Annotated in this window: 20 protein-coding genes; 15 read left to right on the plus strand and 5 right to left on the minus strand. The window is 68.6% G+C overall.

Annotated elements, in window-relative coordinates:
• The first annotated feature begins 130 nt into the window (after positions 1-130).
• The 5 genes from CAL24_RS18200 (at position 131) to sodC (ending at position 4,692) form a co-directional block, all read left to right on the plus strand.
• Positions 131-517, plus strand: coding sequence for a VOC family protein (locus tag CAL24_RS18200; RefSeq protein ID WP_028352448.1), 387 nt, complete (start codon positions 131-133; stop codon positions 515-517).
• A gap of 109 nt (positions 518-626) precedes the next feature.
• Positions 627-1,565 carry an MBL fold metallo-hydrolase gene (locus CAL24_RS18205; RefSeq protein ID WP_028352449.1) on the plus strand — a complete coding sequence of 313 codons (939 nt, stop codon included), beginning with the start codon at positions 627-629 and terminating at the stop codon, positions 1,563-1,565.
• A 610-nt stretch (positions 1,566-2,175) separates the two neighbouring features.
• Positions 2,176-3,864 (plus strand): sodium:solute symporter family protein, encoded by a 1,689-nt coding sequence (locus CAL24_RS18210; RefSeq protein ID WP_094807485.1) that lies wholly within the window; start codon positions 2,176-2,178, stop codon positions 3,862-3,864.
• 31 nt (positions 3,865-3,895) lie between these two features.
• On the plus strand, positions 3,896-4,018 hold the full coding sequence (locus CAL24_RS24235; RefSeq protein ID WP_094807486.1) for a putative transporter small subunit: 123 nt from the start codon (positions 3,896-3,898) through the stop codon (positions 4,016-4,018).
• A 143-nt stretch (positions 4,019-4,161) separates the two neighbouring features.
• Complete coding sequence (sodC, locus tag CAL24_RS18220; protein WP_081760291.1) at positions 4,162-4,692, plus strand: superoxide dismutase family protein; 531 nt, start codon at positions 4,162-4,164, stop codon at positions 4,690-4,692.
• A 66-nt stretch (positions 4,693-4,758) separates the two neighbouring features.
• Here sodC and lon read toward each other — a convergent pair whose 3' ends face one another.
• From lon to CAL24_RS18235, 3 genes are all read right to left on the minus strand, one after another.
• The gene (gene lon / locus CAL24_RS18225; protein WP_028352452.1) at positions 4,759-7,107 is read right to left on the minus strand and encodes an endopeptidase La; all 2,349 of its coding nucleotides are present in this window, start codon (positions 7,105-7,107) and stop codon (positions 4,759-4,761) included.
• The gene (locus tag CAL24_RS18230; RefSeq protein ID WP_028352453.1) at positions 7,104-7,511 is read right to left on the minus strand and encodes an Hsp20/alpha crystallin family protein; all 408 of its coding nucleotides are present in this window, start codon (positions 7,509-7,511) and stop codon (positions 7,104-7,106) included. Before CAL24_RS18230 ends, lon begins: the two co-directional genes overlap by 4 nt.
• A 243-nt stretch (positions 7,512-7,754) precedes the next feature.
• The gene (locus CAL24_RS18235) at positions 7,755-8,765 is read right to left on the minus strand and encodes an aldo/keto reductase (protein ID WP_028352454.1); all 1,011 of its coding nucleotides are present in this window, start codon (positions 8,763-8,765) and stop codon (positions 7,755-7,757) included.
• A 226-nt stretch (positions 8,766-8,991) separates the two neighbouring features.
• On the opposite strand from CAL24_RS18235, the gene CAL24_RS18240 reads away from it, so the two are divergent.
• From CAL24_RS18240 to arsH, 9 genes are all read left to right on the plus strand, one after another.
• A complete protein-coding gene (locus tag CAL24_RS18240) occupies positions 8,992-9,780 on the plus strand; it encodes a class II aldolase/adducin family protein (RefSeq protein WP_028352455.1) in 789 nt (262 codons plus the stop codon).
• 16 nt (positions 9,781-9,796) lie between these two features.
• Complete coding sequence (locus tag CAL24_RS18245) at positions 9,797-10,756, plus strand: Bug family tripartite tricarboxylate transporter substrate binding protein (RefSeq protein WP_094807487.1); 960 nt, start codon at positions 9,797-9,799, stop codon at positions 10,754-10,756.
• Entirely contained in the window at positions 10,753-11,721 is a 969-nt protein-coding gene (locus CAL24_RS18250; RefSeq protein WP_094807488.1) for a D-2-hydroxyacid dehydrogenase, read from the plus strand. The genes CAL24_RS18245 and CAL24_RS18250 overlap by 4 nt, the downstream gene beginning before the upstream one ends.
• 86 nt (positions 11,722-11,807) lie before the next feature.
• Positions 11,808-13,277: a phytoene desaturase family protein gene (locus tag CAL24_RS18255; protein ID WP_094807489.1), complete on the plus strand. Its 1,470-nt coding sequence runs from the start codon at positions 11,808-11,810 to the stop codon at positions 13,275-13,277.
• Between the two features lie 32 nt (positions 13,278-13,309).
• The gene (locus tag CAL24_RS18260) at positions 13,310-13,930 is read left to right on the plus strand and encodes a TetR/AcrR family transcriptional regulator (protein WP_249278577.1); all 621 of its coding nucleotides are present in this window, start codon (positions 13,310-13,312) and stop codon (positions 13,928-13,930) included.
• Between the two features lie 95 nt (positions 13,931-14,025).
• A complete protein-coding gene (locus tag CAL24_RS18265; protein WP_028352460.1) occupies positions 14,026-14,358 on the plus strand; it encodes an ArsR/SmtB family transcription factor in 333 nt (110 codons plus the stop codon).
• 4 nt (positions 14,359-14,362) lie between these two features.
• Complete coding sequence (locus CAL24_RS18270) at positions 14,363-14,860, plus strand: arsenate reductase ArsC (RefSeq protein ID WP_249278587.1); 498 nt, start codon at positions 14,363-14,365, stop codon at positions 14,858-14,860.
• 8 nt (positions 14,861-14,868) lie between these two features.
• Positions 14,869-15,936 (plus strand): ACR3 family arsenite efflux transporter, encoded by a 1,068-nt coding sequence (arsB, locus tag CAL24_RS18275; RefSeq protein ID WP_094807492.1) that lies wholly within the window; start codon positions 14,869-14,871, stop codon positions 15,934-15,936.
• 16 nt (positions 15,937-15,952) lie between these two features.
• Positions 15,953-16,666 (plus strand): arsenical resistance protein ArsH, encoded by a 714-nt coding sequence (arsH, locus tag CAL24_RS18280; RefSeq protein WP_094807493.1) that lies wholly within the window; start codon positions 15,953-15,955, stop codon positions 16,664-16,666.
• Between the two features lie 38 nt (positions 16,667-16,704).
• Here the strand turns inward: arsH and CAL24_RS18285 are convergent, their stop codons facing one another.
• Together CAL24_RS18285 and CAL24_RS18290 are read right to left on the minus strand one after the other, a co-directional pair.
• Positions 16,705-17,673 (minus strand): tripartite tricarboxylate transporter substrate binding protein, encoded by a 969-nt coding sequence (locus tag CAL24_RS18285; protein ID WP_028352464.1) that lies wholly within the window; start codon positions 17,671-17,673, stop codon positions 16,705-16,707.
• A gap of 58 nt (positions 17,674-17,731) precedes the next feature.
• The gene (locus tag CAL24_RS18290; protein ID WP_028352465.1) at positions 17,732-18,589 is read right to left on the minus strand and encodes a TauD/TfdA dioxygenase family protein; all 858 of its coding nucleotides are present in this window, start codon (positions 18,587-18,589) and stop codon (positions 17,732-17,734) included.
• 140 nt (positions 18,590-18,729) lie between these two features.
• On the opposite strand from CAL24_RS18290, the gene CAL24_RS18295 reads away from it, so the two are divergent.
• Positions 18,730-19,527, plus strand: coding sequence for an IclR family transcriptional regulator (locus CAL24_RS18295; RefSeq protein ID WP_094807494.1), 798 nt, complete (start codon positions 18,730-18,732; stop codon positions 19,525-19,527).
• Position 19,528 lies beyond the last annotated feature (1 nt).

The following is a 19,528-nucleotide window of genomic DNA, read 5'->3' on the forward strand; positions in this document are numbered from 1 at the left end:
ACTTGGCGTATGGTAGCCAGCGGGGGCCGCCCGGGATATGCCGGACACCGCATATCAGCTATGTGCCGGCGCGGCCGGGCACGCTGCTTGCCGCCACGGCGGTTGCCCCATGACCCGCAAGGAGACCCTCATGCTCGACCACACCGGCATCACCGTCTCGGATTTCGAGGCCAGCAAGAAGTTCTACCTGACGGCCCTGGCGCCCCTGGGCTACGCCATTCGCAAGGAGCACCCCGGCGCGGCCGGCTTCGGGGCCGGCAACCCGCGCGACGGCGGCGACCCGGGCGGCGATTTCTGGCTGATGCAGGGCGAACCCTCGACGCCGCGCATCCACATCGCGTTCCGGGCGCAAAGCGTCGAGCAGGTGCAGGCCTTCCATCGGGCCGCCCTGGCGGCCGGCGGACGCGACAACGGCGCGCCCGGCCTGCGCCCCCAATACCACGCGCATTACTACGGCGCCTTCGTATACGACCCGGACGGCTACAACATCGAAGCCGTCTGCCACCGCGAAGCGTGACGCCACGGCGGTGGCGGGATGCGGATGACGGATGCGCCCGCCGGGTTGTATATTTCCATTAGAAATAAGCTAATTATTCCGATTTATTTATCAGCAGGCAGGAGTCCTCATGCCCGAACCCCACGCCGACCCGGCGCTCGCCCAGGCCATCGACATCGTGCGGGACGCGAGCCGGGGCGCGGCGCTGCGGCCTGAGGTCGCCTCGTTCTTCGATCCCGCCACCAACACGGTCAGCCACGTCGTGTGCGATCCCGGCAGCCGCGCCTGCGCGATCATCGACAGCGTGCTGGATTTCGACCCGGCCAGCGGCCGCACACAGCATGCCAGCGCCGACGCCCTGCTCCAGTTCATCCGCGCACGGGGCCTGCAGGTGCAGTGGGTACTGGAAACGCACGCCCACGCCGACCATTTTTCCGCCGCGCCGTGGCTGCAGGAACAAGTGGGCGGCCAGCTGGCGATCGGCGAGCGGATCACTGTCGTGCAGCACACGTTCGGCAAGCTGTTCAACGCGGGCACGCAATACGCGCGCGACGGCAGCCAGTTCGACCGGCTGTTCGCCGACGGCGACCGGTTCCGCATCGGCTCGCTCGATGCGGCGGTCCTGCAGGTGCCCGGCCATACGCCGGCCTGCATCGCCTATGTGATCGGCGATGCGGTCTTCGCCGGCGACACGCTGTTCATGCCCGACTACGGCACGGCGCGCTGCGACTTCCCCGGCGGCGACGCCGCCACGCTGTACCGGTCGATCCGGCGCCTGCTGCGCCTGCCCGGCAACACGCGCATGTTCCTGTGCCACGACTACAAGGCGCCAGGGCGCGACCACTATGCCTGGGAAACCAGCGTCGCCGCGCAGCGCAGCGGCAACATCCATGTGCGCGAAGACATCGGCGAGGCCGAGTTCGTCACGATGCGCCAGGCGCGCGACGCCACCCTGTCCATGCCGCGCCTGATCCTGCCGTCGATCCAGGTGAACATGCGCGGCGGCCGCTGGCCCGAACCCGAGGACAACGGCATCAGCTATCTGAAAATTCCGCTCAATGCGCTGTGAACAAGCGGGCCTGATGCACGGCCGCGAATGGCTCGGCAAGCCGCGGCGGCATGCGCCGGCCCGCGCGCGCTGACCCCCTGCGCGCGCATGGCGGCGTGATCGGCGCGCCGCGCGGCAAGGCACCGGGCGCGCGCCGCGCGGCAAGGCACCGGGCGCGCGCCGCGCGGCTGGACACGATGTGTCCATGTCTCTATACTTCGACATCTTTACCAGGCGGTCAACGGCCCATACAGCCGATCCGGCCGCCTGTCACAAGGTCGCGCACAGCGGCCCGGCATCCTGCCGAAACACCTACACCCGGCCGCTTTGGCCGCGGAACAACATAGCCGGCTCACCAGGCCGGTTCATCGCCAAACCACGGCGGGCCGTTACGACCTGACTCCAACCCGTTGTGGCAACGCGGCACCTTTGTGCTGTGTCTCGAAGCCGTTCGGCCAAGCGCCCGGAAGATCCCGGCCTGGCCGCGCGGGCTTGCGATCGCGCCTTTCTTCGATCGTCGGGTGTTTCGGTACGCCATGGGATGAACGCCGCCCATCGCATACCGCGGAAACGGCATTGGGGGCATGCACGATGCCGCGCGTCGTGCTGCAAAGGAGCAAGGACTACCAAGATGCAAGAGGCAGATTTTTTTCAGCTCTCGGGAACCACCGCCATTCTGCTGCTGGTCGGTTTCTACGGTGCCACCTTCCTGATGTCGCTGTTGATCAGCGAGAAGAACGAGAACGTCGACGGCTACATGGTGGCCAACAGCGCCGTGGGCTTCGGCCTGTCGGCGGCCAGCATGATCGCCACCTGGATCTGGGCCGCCTCGTTCTATGCCAGCGCGACCTCCGGCTTCAAGTACGGGCTTTCGGGCCCCATCCACTACGGGTTCTGGGGCGCCCTGATGATCCTGTTCATCTACCCCTTCGGCAAGCGGTTCCGCAAGCTGGCGCCGCAGGCCCATACGCTGGCGGAGGTCATCCACGCCCGCCACGGCGCATCCAGCCAGATGATCATGGCGGTGTCGAACATCGTCGGCAGTTGCATCAGTCTGATGGTGAATTTCACCGCGGCCGGCGCGCTGGTGTCCATCCTGAGCCCCTTGACGTTCATCCAGGGCGTGCTGATCGCCGGCCTGGGCGTGCTGTCCTACACGCTCTGGTCGGGCTTCCGCGCCTCGGTGATGACGGACTTCGCCCAGCTGGTGGCGATGATTCTGGCCGCAGTGGTGATCATCCCGCTGGTGTTCGTCAATGCCGGCGGGCCTGACCTGCTGGACGCGAACATGTGGCGCCTGAATGCCGAGCAGGCCGACTTCTATTCCACCAAGGCGATCCTCGAGCAGGGCGCGCCGTACTTTGTCGCCGTGCTGGCCTACGCCATCGGCAACCAGACCATCGCGCAGCGCCTCTTCGCGGTGCGCGAAGACCTGATCAAGCCGACTTTCCTGACCGCCACCATCGGCTACGGCGCCGTGGTGATCGGGCTCGGCATGCTGGGCCTGCTGGCGCTGTTCACCGGCCTGGAACCGGCCAACGGCGACATGAACAACATCATCCCGCAGATGGCCTCGACTTATCTGCCGCCCATCGGGATCGCGCTGTTCTTCATCCTGGTGATCGGCTCGCTGTCGTCGACGGCCGACTCCGACCTGGCCGCGCTGTCGGCCATCGTCATGACCGACGTCTACGCGAAAAACATTGCGGCCGGACGGCCCGATCCGCGCCGCATGCTGTGGTGGGGCCGCGCCACCATGATCGTCGCCACCATGATCGGCGTGATCTTCGCCAGCCTGCGCCTGGACATCCTGGTCATGCTGGTGTTCGTCGGGGCGCTGTGGGGTGCGATCGTGTTCCCCGTCATCGCCAGCTTCTACTGGGACCGGGTCGACAACCGCGCCTTCGTCTGGTCGGTGCTGTCGGCCGTGGCGCTGTTCACCATCGTGCGCTTCGAGCTGGTGCCCATCCAGGGCGCGGTCGCCGTGTTCTTCGAGATCTGCGCGGCGATCGGCGGCGGCGTCGTGCTCGGGCTGATGACTTTCGGCTTCTTCGGGCGGCCCGCCGCGCTGGCGGTGGGCGTGGTCGCGGCGACGGTCATGATGTTCGTGTTCGCCGGCACGCTGCGCGAGCACATCGTGCTGATGGGGTCGCTGACGGCCTATGGCGTCAGCACGGTGGTGTGCGTCGCGCTGAGCCTGCGCAACCGCGAGCGTTTCGATTTCAGCCTGCTGGCCGACCGCGTCACCTCGTTCCACCGCGAGCAGGCAGCCTTGCGCGCGGCCGCCGCGCCCGCGCCGGCCCAGCCGGCGCGCACCTGAACCGCACCCGAACCCTGCAACGGAGACTGATATGTGGCTGACCCTTTATGTCCTGATCTGGCCGGCGATCTCCGCCGTCATTCTCGCCATCCTGGTGGTGGCCCTGTGGCGCGACCTGCGCGCCGCCAAGGCGAGCGGCAAGTCGATGATCTAGCGCGTGTGCGCGCGGACACGCCGCGCCTGGGCGGGCCCTGGCGTTCGCCGGCCAGGCTGTGTACCCTGTATGGTGTTGCGTTCGCAAGAACGGCGGCCGCGCGCGGCCCGCGCGGCCGCCGGTTCTCTTCCAAGGAGGTAGCCATGAAGCGTCATCTGAAGATCACCTTGCTGGCCGGCGCGCTGAGCCTGGCGGGCATCGCCCAGGCCGACGTCAGCGTGCCCGTGCAGCTGGCCACCGAGAAAGGCCCGGGCGACGACGTCGGCACGGTGAGCCTGTCCGAAAGCAAGTACGGGCTGGTGCTGACCCCCAACCTGAAAGGCCTGCCGCCCGGCGTGCATGGTTTTCACGTGCACGAGAACGGCAATTGCGACGCCAAGCAGCAGGACGGCAAGGCGGTGCCCGCCGGCGCGGCCGGCGGCCACTACGATCCCGATGGCGCCAAGAACCACGGCGCCCCATGGGACGACAGCGCCCACCGCGGCGACCTGCCGGCGCTGTATGTGAATGCCGACGGCACCGCCACCAATCCGGTGCTGGCGCCGCGCCTGACGCTGGCCGAGGTGCAGGGCCGCGCGCTGATGGTGCACGCCGGCGGCGACAACCACAGCGACCATCCCAAGCCGCTGGGCGGCGGCGGCGGCCGCATCGCCTGCGGCGTCATCCCGAAGTAAGCGCGCCGCCGGTCGTCCGGCAAGGCGCCGGCGGCATCCGCCGGCGCCGGGCGGTTCGCCCGCCGCTCAAGCCTGCACGGCCGGCTCGGCGGCCAGCGGCGCTTCCTCGCCGTCGATCGCGCACCGGATGGCGTCCTCGGTGCGCTCCAGCAGCACGAACTTCAGCTTGCGGCGCGCCTCGGCGGGCACGTCGTCGAGGTCCTTCTCGTTGCGGCGCGGGATCATCACCGTGGTGATGCCGGCGCGCAGCGCCGCCAGCGTCTTTTCCTTGACGCCGCCGATCGGCAGCACCAGGCCGCGCAAGCTCACCTCGCCCGTCATGGCCACGTCGGAACGCACCGGGCGTCCCGACAGCAGCGACGCCAGCGCCAGGAACATGGCGACGCCGGCGCTCGGGCCGTCCTTGGGGGTGGCGCCGGCCGGCACGTGGATGTGCACGTCGGTCTTTTCCAGCGAATCGCCGCTCCAGATCTTGGCCAGGGTCAGGGCGGTCTGGGCCGACTCTTTCATGACGTCGCCCAATTGCCCGGTCAGGATCAGGCGCCCGCTGCCGGGCGTTTTGCTGGCCTCGATAAACAGGATGTCGCCGCCCACCGGCGTCCATGCCAGGCCGGTGGCCACGCCCGGCACGCCGGTGCGCAGCGCGACCTCGTTCTCGAAGCGCCGCGCCCCCAGGATGGGCGGCAAGTCCGGCGCGTCGATGGCCACGTGGCTGGCTTTGCCTTCGGCGATCTGCATGGCGGCGTGGCGCAGCGCCGCGCCGATCTCGCGCTCGAGCTGGCGCACGCCGGCCTCGCGCGTGTAGTCGGCCACGATGGACGACAGCGCGGCGTCGGTCAGCCCGGCCTGCTCGGCCGTCAGGCCATTGGCCTCGAGCTGGCGCCGCACCAGGTAGCGGCGCGCGATCTGGATCTTTTCCTCTTCGGTATAGCCCGGCAGCTGGATGATCTCCATGCGGTCGCGCAGCGGCCCCGGGATGGTGTCCAGCATGTTGGCCGTGCAGATGAACATCACGTGCGACAAGTCGAAATCCACGCCCAGATAGTTGTCGCGGAACTTGCTGTTCTGCTCCGGGTCGAGCACTTCGAGCAGCGCGCTGCCGGGGTCGCCGTGGAAGCCCCCGGCGCCGAGCTTGTCGATCTCGTCGAGCATCAGCACCGCATTGCTGGTGCCGGCGCGCCGCATGGCCTGGATGATATTGCCCGGCAGCGCGCCCAGGTAGGTGCGCCGGTGGCCGCGGATCTCGGCCTCGTCGTGCACGCCGCCCAGCGCCACGCGCTGGAATGCCCGGCCGGTGGCGCGCGCGATCGACTGGCCCAGCGAGGTCTTGCCTACCCCCGGCGGGCCGGCAAAGCAGAGGATCGGGCTGCGGCCCTGGGGATTGAGCTTGCGCACCGCCAGGTATTCCAGGATGCGCCGCTTGATCTTGTCCAGCCCGAAGTGATCTTCGTCCAACACCTTGCGCGCTTCGGCCAGGTCGATGGGCGGCTGCGGCTCCTGCTTCCAAGGCAGCTCGGTCAGCCATTCCAGGTAGGTGCGCAGCATGGCCGATTCGCCGCTGCCCTCGCCCATGCGCTGCAGGCGGCCCAGTTCCTTGCGGGCGTGGCTGAGCACCTCGTCGGGCATGCCGGCCGCCTCGATGGCGTCCTTCAGGCGCGCCACTTCGGCCGCGCTGTCGTCGATCTCGCCCAGCTCTTTCTGGATCTGCCGCAATTGCTCGCGCAGCACGGTCTCGCGCTGGCGCTCGTCGAACTGGGCGCGCGTGCGGTCGCCGATCTCCTTGGACAGCCGCAGCACCTCGACGCGGCCCGCCAGCAGCTCGATGGCTTTGTCCAGGCGCCGCGCCAGGTCGAACGTTTCCAGGATGTCCTGCTTCTGCTCGGGCTTGATGTCGATCATGTGCGTGACCATGTCGGCCAGCAAGCCGGGCGAGTCGATGCCGCGCACCACGCCGATCAGTTCATCCGGCACATTGGGCAGCAGGGTGATGGCGTCGATGGCCTGTTCCTTCAATTGCAGGAAGCGGGCCTCGGTCTGGCTGTCCTGGGCCTCGGCGGCCGGCACCTCGGCCACGCGCGCCACCATGTACGGCCAGCCGGTCAGGAATTCCAGCACGCGAAAACGCGACTGGCCCTGCACCAGCAGGTGATGCGCGCCTTCCTGGCCGGTGATGTAGCGGGCGATCGGCCCTTCGGTGCCAACCCAGTACAGGTCGTCGGGCTCGACCGTGCTCTTGGAGGGATCGCGCTGCAGCAGGAAGCCCACCGGGCGCTCGTTCTTGACGGCGTCCTGCGCGGCCGCGACGGACGACTCGCGCCGCACTGTCACTGGCGACAGTACGCCGGGAAACAGCACTGCGTCACGCAGCGGAATGATGATGCGCGCGTCTTCGGGCAGGGTGCGCGTGTCGGTCATGGGGCCTCCCTCAGTTTAGTCAGGGTCAAGACCAGGCAGCCGTCGGCCAGCGTGGACGATTCCGGCTCGAGCGCGTGCAACGGCAACGCGATGCGCCGGCGAAAGCGGCCATAGGGAATTTCGAAACGGTGAATGCGGGCGTTGGCCGCCACGGGCATCGGGCGCACGCCCGACACCGTGATGCCGCCCGGATCGAACGCCACCACCAGCGCGTCGGACGGCACGCCAGGCAGCGCCACGTACACCATGACGGCGGTGGCGGTCTCGATGACGTCGACCGGCGGTTCCCAGTGCGGCGCGTCGGCCGGGCCGGCACGCAGCAACTGGCGATGCAGGCGTTCGGCGTGTTCCAGCAGCGACAGCGCGTCGCCCCAGATCCAGGATGAAAAATCGCGCGATCTCATGAACTTGCCCTCTTGGCCATGGCTGGTATCTGGCGGCAAGTCGGCGGATTTCAAGCCGCCGGGCGGCGCTGCGGACCTGCCGCAGGCCGCCGGCGGCCGAGGCGCGGCGCCGGCTGGCCGCCCGGCCGGCGCGGGCGCGAACCCGGCAGGCCCGGTCCTGTCATGATGCGCGCTGTCGGCGCCCGGCGCAACCGCCCCCGAGCGGGCCGGGGGCATCATGGGCGCGGGCCGAGGGCCGGCGGGCTACGCCGCCGTCACCGGCCGGCCGTAGAACGGATAGCTGGGGTCGTTGTAGCCGGGCGTGGAAGCGTGGCCCGGCGTTACCCACGCGTTCACCATGGTTTCTTCCTCGGGCGTGATCTGCACGTCGAGCGCGGCGTAGTAGTCCTGCATCTGCGCCAGCGTGCGCGGCCCGGCGATCACCGCGCTCACCAGCGGGTTGGCCAGCACCCAGGCGGTGGCGAAGTGGCCGGGCCGGATGCCGCGCCCTTCGGCGTAGGCCGTGAGCTCGGCGGCGATGCGCAGCGATTCCTCGCGGAATTCGGTGTCCAGGATGCGCTTGTCGCCGCGGCCGGCGCGGGTGTCGGCCGCGGGCGGCTGGCCCGGCGCGTACTTGCCGGTCAGCACGCCGCGGGCGATCGGGCTGTAGGGCACCACGCCCAGGCCGTAGTGCGCGCAGGCCGGCAGGATCTCAACCTCCGGCCCGCGGTTGAGCATGTTGTAGTACGGCTGGCACACCACGGGCTGCGGCACGCCCAGCTCGCGGCACAGGCGGATCACTTCGGCGATGCGCCAGCCACGGAAGTTGGACAGGCCGAAGCTGCGCAGCTTGCCGGCGCGGATCAGGTCGCCCATGGCGCGCACGGGCTCTTCGAGGTTCTCTTCGTGGAAATCGCGGTGCAGGTACAGGATGTCGATGTAGTCCGTGGCCAGCCGGGCCAGGCTCGTGTCCACGCCCTGCATGATCCACTGCCGCGAATAATGCGACCGATTGGGCGCCTTGGCGACGGCATTGCCGATCTTGGTGGCGAGGATCCAGTCGTGGCGCTGGCCGGCCAGCAGCTTGCCGACCACTTCCTCCGAGCGCCCCTGGTTGTATACGTCGGCGGTGTCGATGAAATTGACGCCCGCCTCGCGCGCGGATGCGACGATGCGCCCGGCTTCGTCGAACGGCGTCTGTTCGCCGAACATCATGGTACCCAGGCACAACGGGGAAACGCGCAGGTTGCTGGCGCCGAGGCGGCGGTATTTCATGGCGGTAGTCCTAGTGGGGTGATGGAAACAAGCGGCGCGCGCGGGCGCGCCGCTACAGCGTACCGCTATCGGGCGCGGCTTGCAGCACCCCGCGGCGCTTCACAAAGCGTGAAGCCCTCTTTACGAATGCCGATCACCGGCGCGCCGCTATCGCTCTTACAGTAGATCATTCCCGATGCGGCCGGCCGCCGGCCTCATACAACTCATCGAATTCAAGGGGCGAGGCATGACCAACAATGGCGTTCTGCGGATTCCTTCCATGCGCGGCCGCTGCTCCGACGCGGAATGGCAGGCGCGCGTCGACCTGGCCGCCTGTTATCGCCTGGTCGAGCTGTACGGCATGGCCGACATGATGGCCAACCACATTTCCGTGCGGGTCCCGGACGAAGACAACGCGTTCCTCATCAATCCCTACGGCATGATGTATGAAGAGATCACGGCATCCTGCCTGATCAAGGTCGACCTGGCCGGCAACATCCTGGCCAAGCCGGACTTCGGCGCCCTGGACTATGGCATCAACAAGGCTGGCTATGTCATCCACAGCGCGGTGCACGAGGCCCGCCACGACGTCGACTGCGTCATTCATACGCACAGCTGGGCCTCGATGGCCGTCTCCTCGCTGGCCTGCGGCCTGCTGCCCCTGACGCAGACGGCGATGCGCTTCCTCAAGATCGGCTATCACGACTACCAGGGCGTGGTGCTGGACAACAAGGAAAAGGCGTCGCTGATCGAAGACCTGGGCCAGGGCGAAGCGCTGATCCTGCGCAACCATGGCGCCCTGACCGTCGGGCGCACCGTGGGCGAAGCGTTCAACTGGATGCACCGGCTGGAGCTGGCCTGCCGCTCGCAACTGGCCGCCCAGGCCACGCAGCAGCCGCTGCAGTCCGTGCCGCCGGAGATCCTGGAACAAACCTGGAACAACTACCAGCCCGGCACGCGCCGCCCCTACGGCGTCATGGAATGGCCGGCGCTGCTGCGCAAGCTGGACCGGCTCGACAGCAGCTACCGCGACTAGCGCCAAGGAGAGTCACATGAAGGCAAGCTGGAAATCCGCCATCGCGGCCGGCGCCCTGGGCCTGGCCGCGGCCCTGCCGGCGCAGGCCGCCTACCCGGAACGCCCGGTCAAGGTCGTGGTGGCGTTCACCGCGGGCGGCACCACGGACAAGCTCACGCGCAGCGTCAGCGAGCACCTGGCGCAGCAGCTGGCGCAACCGTTCGTAGTCGAGAACCGCCCCGGCGCCGGCGGCAATATCGGCACCGAATACGTGGTGCGCGCCGATCCGGACGGCTACACGCTGATCGTCAATTCGGTCGGCCCGATCGCGGTGAACCCGTCGCTGCACAAGCTGGCCTACGACCCGCTGGCCTACCTGGTGCCCATCGTGCAGATAGCCACCGTGCCGAACGTGCTGGTGGTGCCGCCCGCGCTGCCGATCAAGAACGTCGACGACTTCCTCGAGTACGCCAAGTCCGGGAAGAGCCTCAACTATGGCTCCACCGGCGTCGGCACTTCGTCGCACCTGTCCAGCTTCATGCTGATGCAGGCGCTGGGGGCCCGGGACGCCACCCATGTGCCCTACAAAGGGGCCGATGCCGTCAACGACCTGCTGGCCGGCCGGCTGGATTTCATGTTCGCCACGGCGCCGTCCGTCATGGGCCAGATCCGCGCCGGCAAGCTGCGCGCCATTGCCGTCAGCACCGACAAGCGGCTGGCCTCGCTGCCCGACGTGCCTACCGTCGCCGAATCGGGATTCAAGGACTTCGACGCCGGCTCGTGGTTCGGCTATTTCGCGCCGAAGAACACGCCGCCGGAGGTCATTGCAGCCATCAACAAGGGCGTCAACGACGCGCTGCCCAAGCTCAAGGACGAGATGCTGCGCGAAGGCGCGATCGCGGTGGGCGGCACGCCGGCGCAATTCGACCGCTTCACCCACATTGAATACGAGAAATGGCGAGCCATCGTCCGGCAACTCGACGCCAAGCCGCAATGAGCGCCGCCGGCCCGCTGCGCATTCTCTGTTCCGAACTGGAGGCCCGCGCGCTGGCGCCGCAACTGCGGGCCGGCGCGCGGGAGATCCGGCTGTGCCATCCGGGCGACCTGGATGCCGCGCACGCCGAAGTCGGATTCATCTCCCGCGACATCACCGGCCGCTCCACCAAGTTCGAGATCCTGCCCGACACCGAACGCTTCTACCGCGCGCTGCGGGCGGCGCGCGGCCTGCGCTGGCTGCACGTACACTCGGCCGGCCTGGACCGCGACATCTACCAGGAACTGCAACGGCGCGGGGTGCGCGTGACCGCCTCGCACGGCGCCTCCGACGCGGTGGTGGCGCAGACGGCGATCGCCGGCGTGCTGGCGCTGGCCCGCCACTTTCCGCATCTGATGCGGGCGCAGCGGCGGCACGCCTGGGAACCGTTGCTCGATGATCACCTGCCGCGCGACCTGGAAGGGCAGCGCGCCGTCATCGTCGGCTGGGGCGGCATCGGCCAGCGCATCGGCTTGCTGCTGCAGGCGCTGGGGCTGGAGATCGCGGTGGCGCGCCACAGCGGCGAACCGGCCGGCGCCGGCATCCCGACCGTGCGCTACGGCGGACTGCGCGGCATTCTGCCCGGCGCGTCGTGGCTGGTGCTGGCCTGCCCGCTCACCGACGCGACGCGCGGGCTGGTCAACGCCGCCGTGCTGGCGGCGCTGCCGCGCCACGCCTGCCTGGTCAACCTGGCGCGCGGACACGTGGTGGACGAACCGGCGCTGGTCCGCGCGCTGCAGACGGGCACGCTGGGCGGAGCGTTCCTGGATGTGTTCCACCATGAACCGCTGCCCGCCGCCTCGCCGCTGTGGGACCTCGACAATGTCATTGTCTCGCCGCACAGCGCCGCCTTTTCGGACGGCAATACGGCGCGGGTCCGGCAAATATTCCTGGACCGTCTGCGGCAATGGCTGCAGGACGGCGGGTAGCGGCCGCGCCGGCATGGCGGGCGACAGGCGTCGATTTTTTGGACAATGTATAATTTTCAACATTGCCCAAAAAACTGAGCGCTCGCATGCCGACCCCCGCCTCTTCCCCTGTCGTTGTGATCGGCGCCGGCCTGGCCGGGCTGGCCGCCAGCCTGCGCCTGGCGCGCGATGGCCATCCCGTGACGCTGCTGGAAGCGGGCGCGGCGCCGGGCGGCTGCTGCGCCAGCGTCGAGGTCGACGGTTTCCGCTTCAACACCGGCGCGGTCTACATGGCGGCGCCGTCGCTGCTGCGCGCCGGGTTCCAGCGCCTGGGGCTCGACCCCGAGCGTGAACTGACCTTGCTGCCGGTCCAGCGCCCGCACGAAACCCACCTGCAGGATGGCGCCGTCGTGCACCTGGCGGACGCCCGCACATCCCGGGTCGAGGGGCCGCGCGCCGCCGAACGGACGGCCATGCTGCGCGACGGCCTGGCGGCGCTGCAGCGCCACTGGGGTCCGGTCTACCGCACGCTGGTCGCCGAAGTGCTGCCGCATCCGCCCTCACCGTGGCGCGCGCTGTGGCGCCTGGGGCGCTACCTGCCGCGCATGGGCGGCCATGCCGACGCCCTGATCGCGCGCTTCTTCCCGGACGCCGGCTTGCAGGCGGCGGTGGCCTCGACGCTGCTCTACACCGGGCTGCCGCCCGAACGCCTGCCGGCCACGCAGATCATCGGGCTGATCGCCTTGCTGGAGGAAGGCTTCCACCTGCCGCGCGGCGGCATGGGCGCGGTCAGCGCGGCACTGGCGCGCCGCCTCGGCCAGGTCGGCGTCACGCTGCGCCTGGGCGCGCGGGTCGAGCATATCGAAACGGCCGACGGCGCCGTGCGCGGCGTCGTGCTGGCCGGCGGCGAGCGCCTGGCGGCGGGCCGGGTGGTGGCGACCTGCTCCGGCTTCGAACTGGCGCGCCGGCTGCTGCCGGCCGCCGCCGTGCCGCGCCGGGTCGCCCGGGCGGCGCGGCGCGCGCCGCTGTCGCATCGGGCGGTGTCGATCCAGCTGGGATGCTCCGGCGCCGTCATGCCCTCGTCGTTCGTGGTCAACCATGTCCCGGACATGGCGCACCAGGGCCTGCTGCACCAGGCCCAGCCGGACGTGCCGCGATGGCTGGCCTACACCGTGCTCACCCAGGTACAGCCGGACCTGGCGCCGGCCGGCAAGTCGATCATCGAGCTCTATGCCCCGGTCTCGGGCATCGCCCACGCGTCCGAATGGACGCCGGCCATGACCCGCCGGGCCGTGGATTTCCATATGGAAGCGTTGCGGCGCCGCTTGCCCGGCCTGCAGATCGAAACCTCGCGCGTGCTCGACCCCAACGATTTTGCCCGGCAGCGCCACCTGTACGAGGGCGCCCTGTATGGCGTCGCGCCCGGCACCGCCCCCGACCGGCTGTTCCCGCACCGGACCGGGCTGCGCGGCCTGTACCTGGCCGGCCAGAGCACCTTCCCGGGCTACGGCGCGCCGACGGCGATATGGTCGGGCATTCATGCGGCCGAAGCCATGCTGCGCCACGAGCCGGCCTGATCCCCCTCACCCACTTTCTACGGACCAAGCCCTTGCCGGATATCGCCACCGACGCCAGCCGCAGGACGCGCAAGCGCGTGCAGACCCGCGACCATATCGCCGCGACGGCCTTCGCGCTGTTCGATGCGCACGGCTATGAAGCGGTCACCATGGAGCAGATCGCCGCGGGCGCCGATGTGGCGCGCGGCACCTTGTACAACCATTTCCCGGTCAAGGAGGCCGTGCTGGCGCACGGCCTGCACGCGCAGCTCGCGCGCGACCTGGCACCGCTGATGCGCACGGTGCTGGCCCGCGATTCCCTGGCCGGGCGCCTGGCCGTCTTGCTGGCGGCATCGGCCGGCTGGTGGGAAGCGCATCGCCATTATGCGATGCCGTACATTCGCTATCGCTTCCAGCAGGCGCGCGCCGGCCACCCCGAGGATGCGGCGTCCGACATGGTGTCCGTCTATGCCGGCCTGATCGCGCAGGCTCAGGAACAGGGCGAACTGGACCCGCGCCAGGCGCCCGCCCGGCTGGCGCACTACCTGCACTACCTTTATCTCGGCGCGCTGATGGCCTGGCTGGCCGACGCGGACGTGTCGCTGGGCGACGAACTGGCGCGCGTGATCGACTTCTTCATGCGCGGCGCCGCGCCCGCGCCGCGCGCTCGATGACGGGATGAGCCGGGCGCCGCGTTGAGGCGGCTCGCCACGGCTTGCGGCCGCGCCGTCCATGGATTATTATTCAATAAATGTTGAATTATTGAACTATGACCGAAGACCACGCTGTCGCCGCGCTGTCTGCGCTGGCGCATCCGCACCGCCTGCGGCTGTTCCGCGCCCTGGTGGTCGCCGGCCTCGCCGGCCTGACCCCCAGCGTGCTGGCCGACCAATTAGAGGTGGCCCGCAATGCGCTGTCGTTCCACTTGAAGGAGCTGGCGCACGCCGGCCTGGTCAGCGTCGAACAACAAGGCCGCAATCTCATCTACCGCGCCGACTTCGGCCGGATGAACGCCCTGCTGGGCTACTTGACCGAGCATTGCTGCCAGGGCGGCGTCTGCGAAGTCACGCCCGGCTTCCTTCCAGGCAACCCACGCTGCTGAGGCAATCATGCCAAACAAGACCTACCACGCACTGTTCATCTGCACGGGCAATTCGGCCCGTTCGATCCTGGCCGAAGGCCTGCTCAATGGGCTGGGCCAGGGGCGCTTCCGCGCCTGGTCGGCCGGCAGCCAGCCCAAGGGCGAAGTCCACCCGCTGGCGCTGGCCACGCTCCAGCGGCTGGGCCTGCCGGCCGATGGCTACCGCAGCAAGAGCTGGGACGAGTTCGCCACGCCGGACGGGCCGCAGTTCGATTTCATCTTCACGGTGTGCGACAACGCCGCCGGCGAAGCTTGCCCCATCTGGCCGGGCAAGCCCATGACCGCGCACTGGGGCGTGCCCGACCCGGCCGCCGCCACGGGCACGCAGGAAGAACGCCTGAAGGCCTTCCAGGACGCCGCCCTGGCGCTCAAGCGTCGCATCGAACTGTTCCTCGCGCTGCCGTTCGACCGCCTCGACGGCATGTCGCTGCAGCAGCAGTTGCGCGACATCGGCAAGGCCTGAGGCGCGCCATGGCCGACGGCAGCCGCGCCATGGCGCGCCCGGCGGGCGCCATGAGCCTGTTCGAACGCTACCTGAGCCTCTGGGTCGTACTGTGCATCGTCGCCGGCGTGCTGCTCGGGCAGGCCGCGCCGGCGTTGTTCCAGTCCATCGCGCGGCTGGAAATCGCGCGCGTCAACTTGCCGGTGGGTTTGCTGATCTGGATCATGATCATCCCGATGCTGATGAAAGTGGACTTCGGCGCGCTTGGCCAGGTGCGCCGCCATTGGCGCGGCATCGGCGTGACCCTGTTCGTGAACTGGGCCGTCAAGCCGTTCTCCATGGCGTTGCTCGGTTGGCTGTTCATCCGCCACGTATTCGCGCCCTGGCTGCCGGCGGCGCAGCTCGACAGCTACATCGCCGGGCTGATCCTGCTCGCCGCCGCGCCGTGCACCGCCATGGTCTTCGTCTGGAGCCGCCTGACCGGCGGCGACCCCGCCTTCACGCTGTCCCAGGTAGCGCTCAACGACACCATCATGGTGTTCGCCTTCGCCCCCATCGTGGGCCTGCTGCTGGGCATATCCGCCATCGCCGTCCCGTGGGACACCCTGCTTGCCTCCGTGGCGCTGTACATCGTGATCCCGGTCGCCCTCGCGCAAGCGTGGCGACGCGCCCTGTTGCGCCGCGGCCCGGCCGCTTTCGAACGGATCATGGCGCGCATCGGCCCGGCCTCGATGGCCGCCCTGCTGCTGACCCTGGTGCTGCTGTTCGCGTTCCAGGGCCGGGCCATTCTGCAGCAACCGCTGGTGATCGCGATGCTGGCAGTGCCGATCCTGATCCAGGTGCTGTTCAATGCCGGCCTGGCGTATTGGCTGAACCGGCGGGCCGGCGAACAGCACAGTGTCGCCTGCCCGTCGGCGCTGATCGGTGCGTCGAATTTCTTCGAACTGTCGGTGGCCGCGGCCATCAGCTTGTTCGGCTTCGAGTCGGGCGCTGCGCTGGCCACCGTGGTCGGCGTCCTGATTGAAGTTCCCGTCATGCTGCTGGTCGTGCGCGTCGTCAACCGGACGCGCGGCTGGTACGAATCGGCCGCATCCTGAACACCCTGGAATCACCATGCTGAAAGACTTGCCCAACGTGCAGCCCGACTGCTTCGATCCCGCCGTCGGCACGCGCCTGGCCGGCGGCCGCATGACCCATCCGCCGCGCATCCTGCTGCTTTACGGGTCCCTGCGCGAACGCTCGTTCAGCCGCTTCGCCGCGGAAGAAGCCGCCCGCCTGCTGCGCGCCATGGGCGCGGAAACGCGGCTGTACGACCCGCGCGGCCTGCCGCTGGCCGACGGCGCGCCCGACGACCATCCGAAAGTGGTGGAACTGCGCGAATGGGTGCAGTGGGCCGAAGGCATGGTCTGGAGCTCGCCCGAACGCCACGGCGCCATGACGGGCCTGATGAAAACGCAGATCGACTGGATCCCGCTGTCGATCGGCGCGGTGCGGCCCACGCAGGGCAAGACGCTGGCCGTCATGCAGGTCAGCGGCGGCTCGCAATCGTTCAACGCCGTCAACCAGATGCGCGTGCTGGGCCGCTGGATGCGCATGATCACCATCCCCAACCAGTCGTCAGTGGCCAAGGCCTGGCAGGAATTCGACGACGCGGGCCGCATGAGGCCATCGCCCTACTACGACCGCATCGTCGACGTCATGGAAGAACTGGTGAAGTTCACCCTGCTGACGCGCGAAGTGGCGCCGTACCTGGTGGACCGCTACAGCGAACGCAAGGAAAGCGCCGAGGAACTGTCCCGGCGCGTCAACCAGCGGGCCGCCGTCTGAGGCGGCGGCCGGCGGCATGGCCGGCCGCCGCGCTGGCCTCAGTCGATACGGACGTTGCTCTGTTGCGCCACTTCGCGCCACTTGTCGATCTCGTCGCGCAGAAAGCGGTCGAAAGCGGCCGGCGTGGAAACCACCGGCGTCATGCCCAGGTCAGTCATGGCTTGCGCCACCTTGGGCGACTGAATGACTTGCGCGGCCGCGTCCCGGATCGCCTGCAGCTTGTCCGTGGGCGTTCCGGCCGGGGCCACCAGTCCGAACATGCTGCCGACCTCGAAACCGTCGAGCGTCTCGCCCACCGTCGGATAGTCGGGAAACGCCGGGTCCCGCTGCGGCGAAGCCAGGGCGATGATTTTCAGCCGGCCGCTGCGCACCATCGGCAATGCCGATTGCAGCAGGTCGAACATCAAGTCCACCTGGCCGCCTATCAAGTCCGTCTGGGCCGGGCTGCTGCCCTTGTAGGGCACATGCACGATGTCGACGCCGGCCGCATGCTTGAACAACTCCCCCGCCAGATGCGTGGACGTTCCCGCGCCCGGCGAAGCATAGGTCAGTTTGGCCGGTTGGCGGCGCGCCAGTTCGATCAGTTCGGGCACCGTGTCGAATGGCGCATCGGCCCGCGCAACCAGCGCCAGCTTTGATTCGGCCAGTTGCGTCACTCCCTGCAGATCACGCAACGTGTCGTAGGGCATCGAGCGGCGGACCGAGGGATTGATGGTGTACGCGCTGATCACCATGCCCATGGTCTGCCCGTCCGGCGCGGCCTTGGCCACGTAGTCCGCGCCGATCAACGTGCCGGCGCCCGGCTTATTCTCCACGATCACCGGCTGGCCCCATTGCGCCTGCAAGCCCTCGGCCAGCAGACGGGCCAGGGTATCGGTCGGGCCGCCGGCGGGGAACGGCACCACCAGGTGCACCGGTCCGGCAGGATAGGCGGGCGCCGCTGGCGCCGGCGCGACGCCAGCCAGCGCGGCCACGCAGACGGCCGCGGCGATGAGCGCTTGTTTCATGCTTGTCTCCTCCTCCGCATGACGCGGATCTTGTCGTAGTTGTGCGAGGCAGGGCGCCTCAGGCCGCGTCCACGGTCGTGGTGCGGCGCAATTCGCGCCGGGCCGACAAATCGAAGGCGCGACCGCGGTGCAGCGTGCTGCGGTTGTCCCACATCACCAGATCCGCCGGCTGCCAGACGTGGCGATAGACAAAACGAGGCTGGGTGGCATGTTCGAGCAAGTCCATCAGCAGCAGCCTGCCCTCGGCTACCGATAGTTCCGCAACATGGCTGGCGTGCGCCCCGATGAACAGCAGTTCCCGCCCGCTGCCGGGGTGACGGCGCACCAGCGGCCACACAACGGGGGGAATGGCCTGGCGCTGCTCTTCGGAATAGTCGGTATCGCCCAGCAGGAAGCGGGAATGCAGCGCGTAGTGCTGGGCATGCAGCCCCGCGAGCCGCTGTTTCTGCGCTTGCGGCAAGGCATCGTAAGCGGCCCGCATATCGGCGAACTCGGTTTCACCGCCCTGCTCCGGGACGACCACCGCGTGCAGCATGGAATAACGCGCTGGCGGATCCTGGAATGAACTGTCGCTGTGCCAGAGCTGGTTCGCCAGGTTGCCGACGATCTTGCGATGGTTGCGGTCGGCGACCCGGCCGGTTTCGTCCACGTTGGATATGTCCAGCAATTCTTCGCGAGCCAACCGATTGGGCGCCTTCGATGCTTTTTTGAAACCAAGGTCCAGTTTTCCGAAATTCTCGGCGAACTGCAGTTGTGCCTCCGGCGCCAGCGCCTGGCCGCGGAACACCAATACCGCATGCCGGTCCATGGCCGCCTCGATGGCCTGGATATCGGCCCTGTCGAGTGGCGCCGCGAGGTCCAGGCCGCTCGCTTCGGCAACAAAGCCAGGCTGGATCGGCGTCAAAACCAAAGGCATGATCTCCTCCTAATAATGGAATTTAATTTTATTATATGTGAGTTTGATCAATAAACAAGCCTTGTGGCGGGCCATTACAATCGACTCCTGGCCTTGCGTTTCAGAATTGGGCGACTCGTCCGCCACAGGAGACCTTTCACATGCACGATGTCCCGCACGGGGAACCCTTCGAAGGCGAAGTCAGCGCCCTGGCGCGCGGGCTGGCGGTGCTGCGCTGTGTCGCCGCCAGCGACGAGGCCACCACGCTCAAGGAGATTTCGGAAGGCACGGCCATTCCCAAGCCCACGGCATCGCGCCTGGTCGGCACCTTGCTGACGGCCGGACTGCTGCGTCGCATGCCGGGAACTGAGCGCTATGCCCTCGGGCCGGGCATCATGACGCTCAGCCATGCCTATTTGGCCAAGCTGGACATACGCGCCGAGGCGCGCGTACACATGCGCGCCTTCGCCGAAGCGTCCGGTGTCACCGTACACCTGGGCACCCGCGACCGGCTGGAAATAGTCTTGCTCGAAACGGTGCGGCCACTGTCCGCCGCGCTGGTCATGCGCATCGGCGTAGGCGACCGGCTGGGCCTGGCCACCTCGGCCTCGGGACGAGCCTATCTGGCGGCGCTGCCGGCCTGCGACCGAGACCGCTTGATCGAAACGCTGCGCATCAGCATGGAAAGCCGCTGGCCCGCAGTGGCGCCGCAACTGGAGCAGGCCATCGCCCAATACCGCGAGACCGGCTATGTGGCATCGCACGGCGAGTGGCACCCCGATGTGAACGCCATCGCCGCGCCGCTGATCATGCCCGACGGCGAAATCTATTCCGTCAACTGCGGCGGTCCGGCTTTCAAGTTGCCCCCCGAGACGCTGGCCAGCGAGGTCGCGCCACGCCTGCTGGCCTGCGTTCAAGCCATCGTGGCGGATACCGGCGCCACGCTGCCGGGCCGCTAAC

It is taken from the genome of Bordetella genomosp. 2 (assembly GCF_002261345.1).
Classification (GTDB): domain Bacteria; phylum Pseudomonadota; class Gammaproteobacteria; order Burkholderiales; family Burkholderiaceae_B; genus Bordetella_A.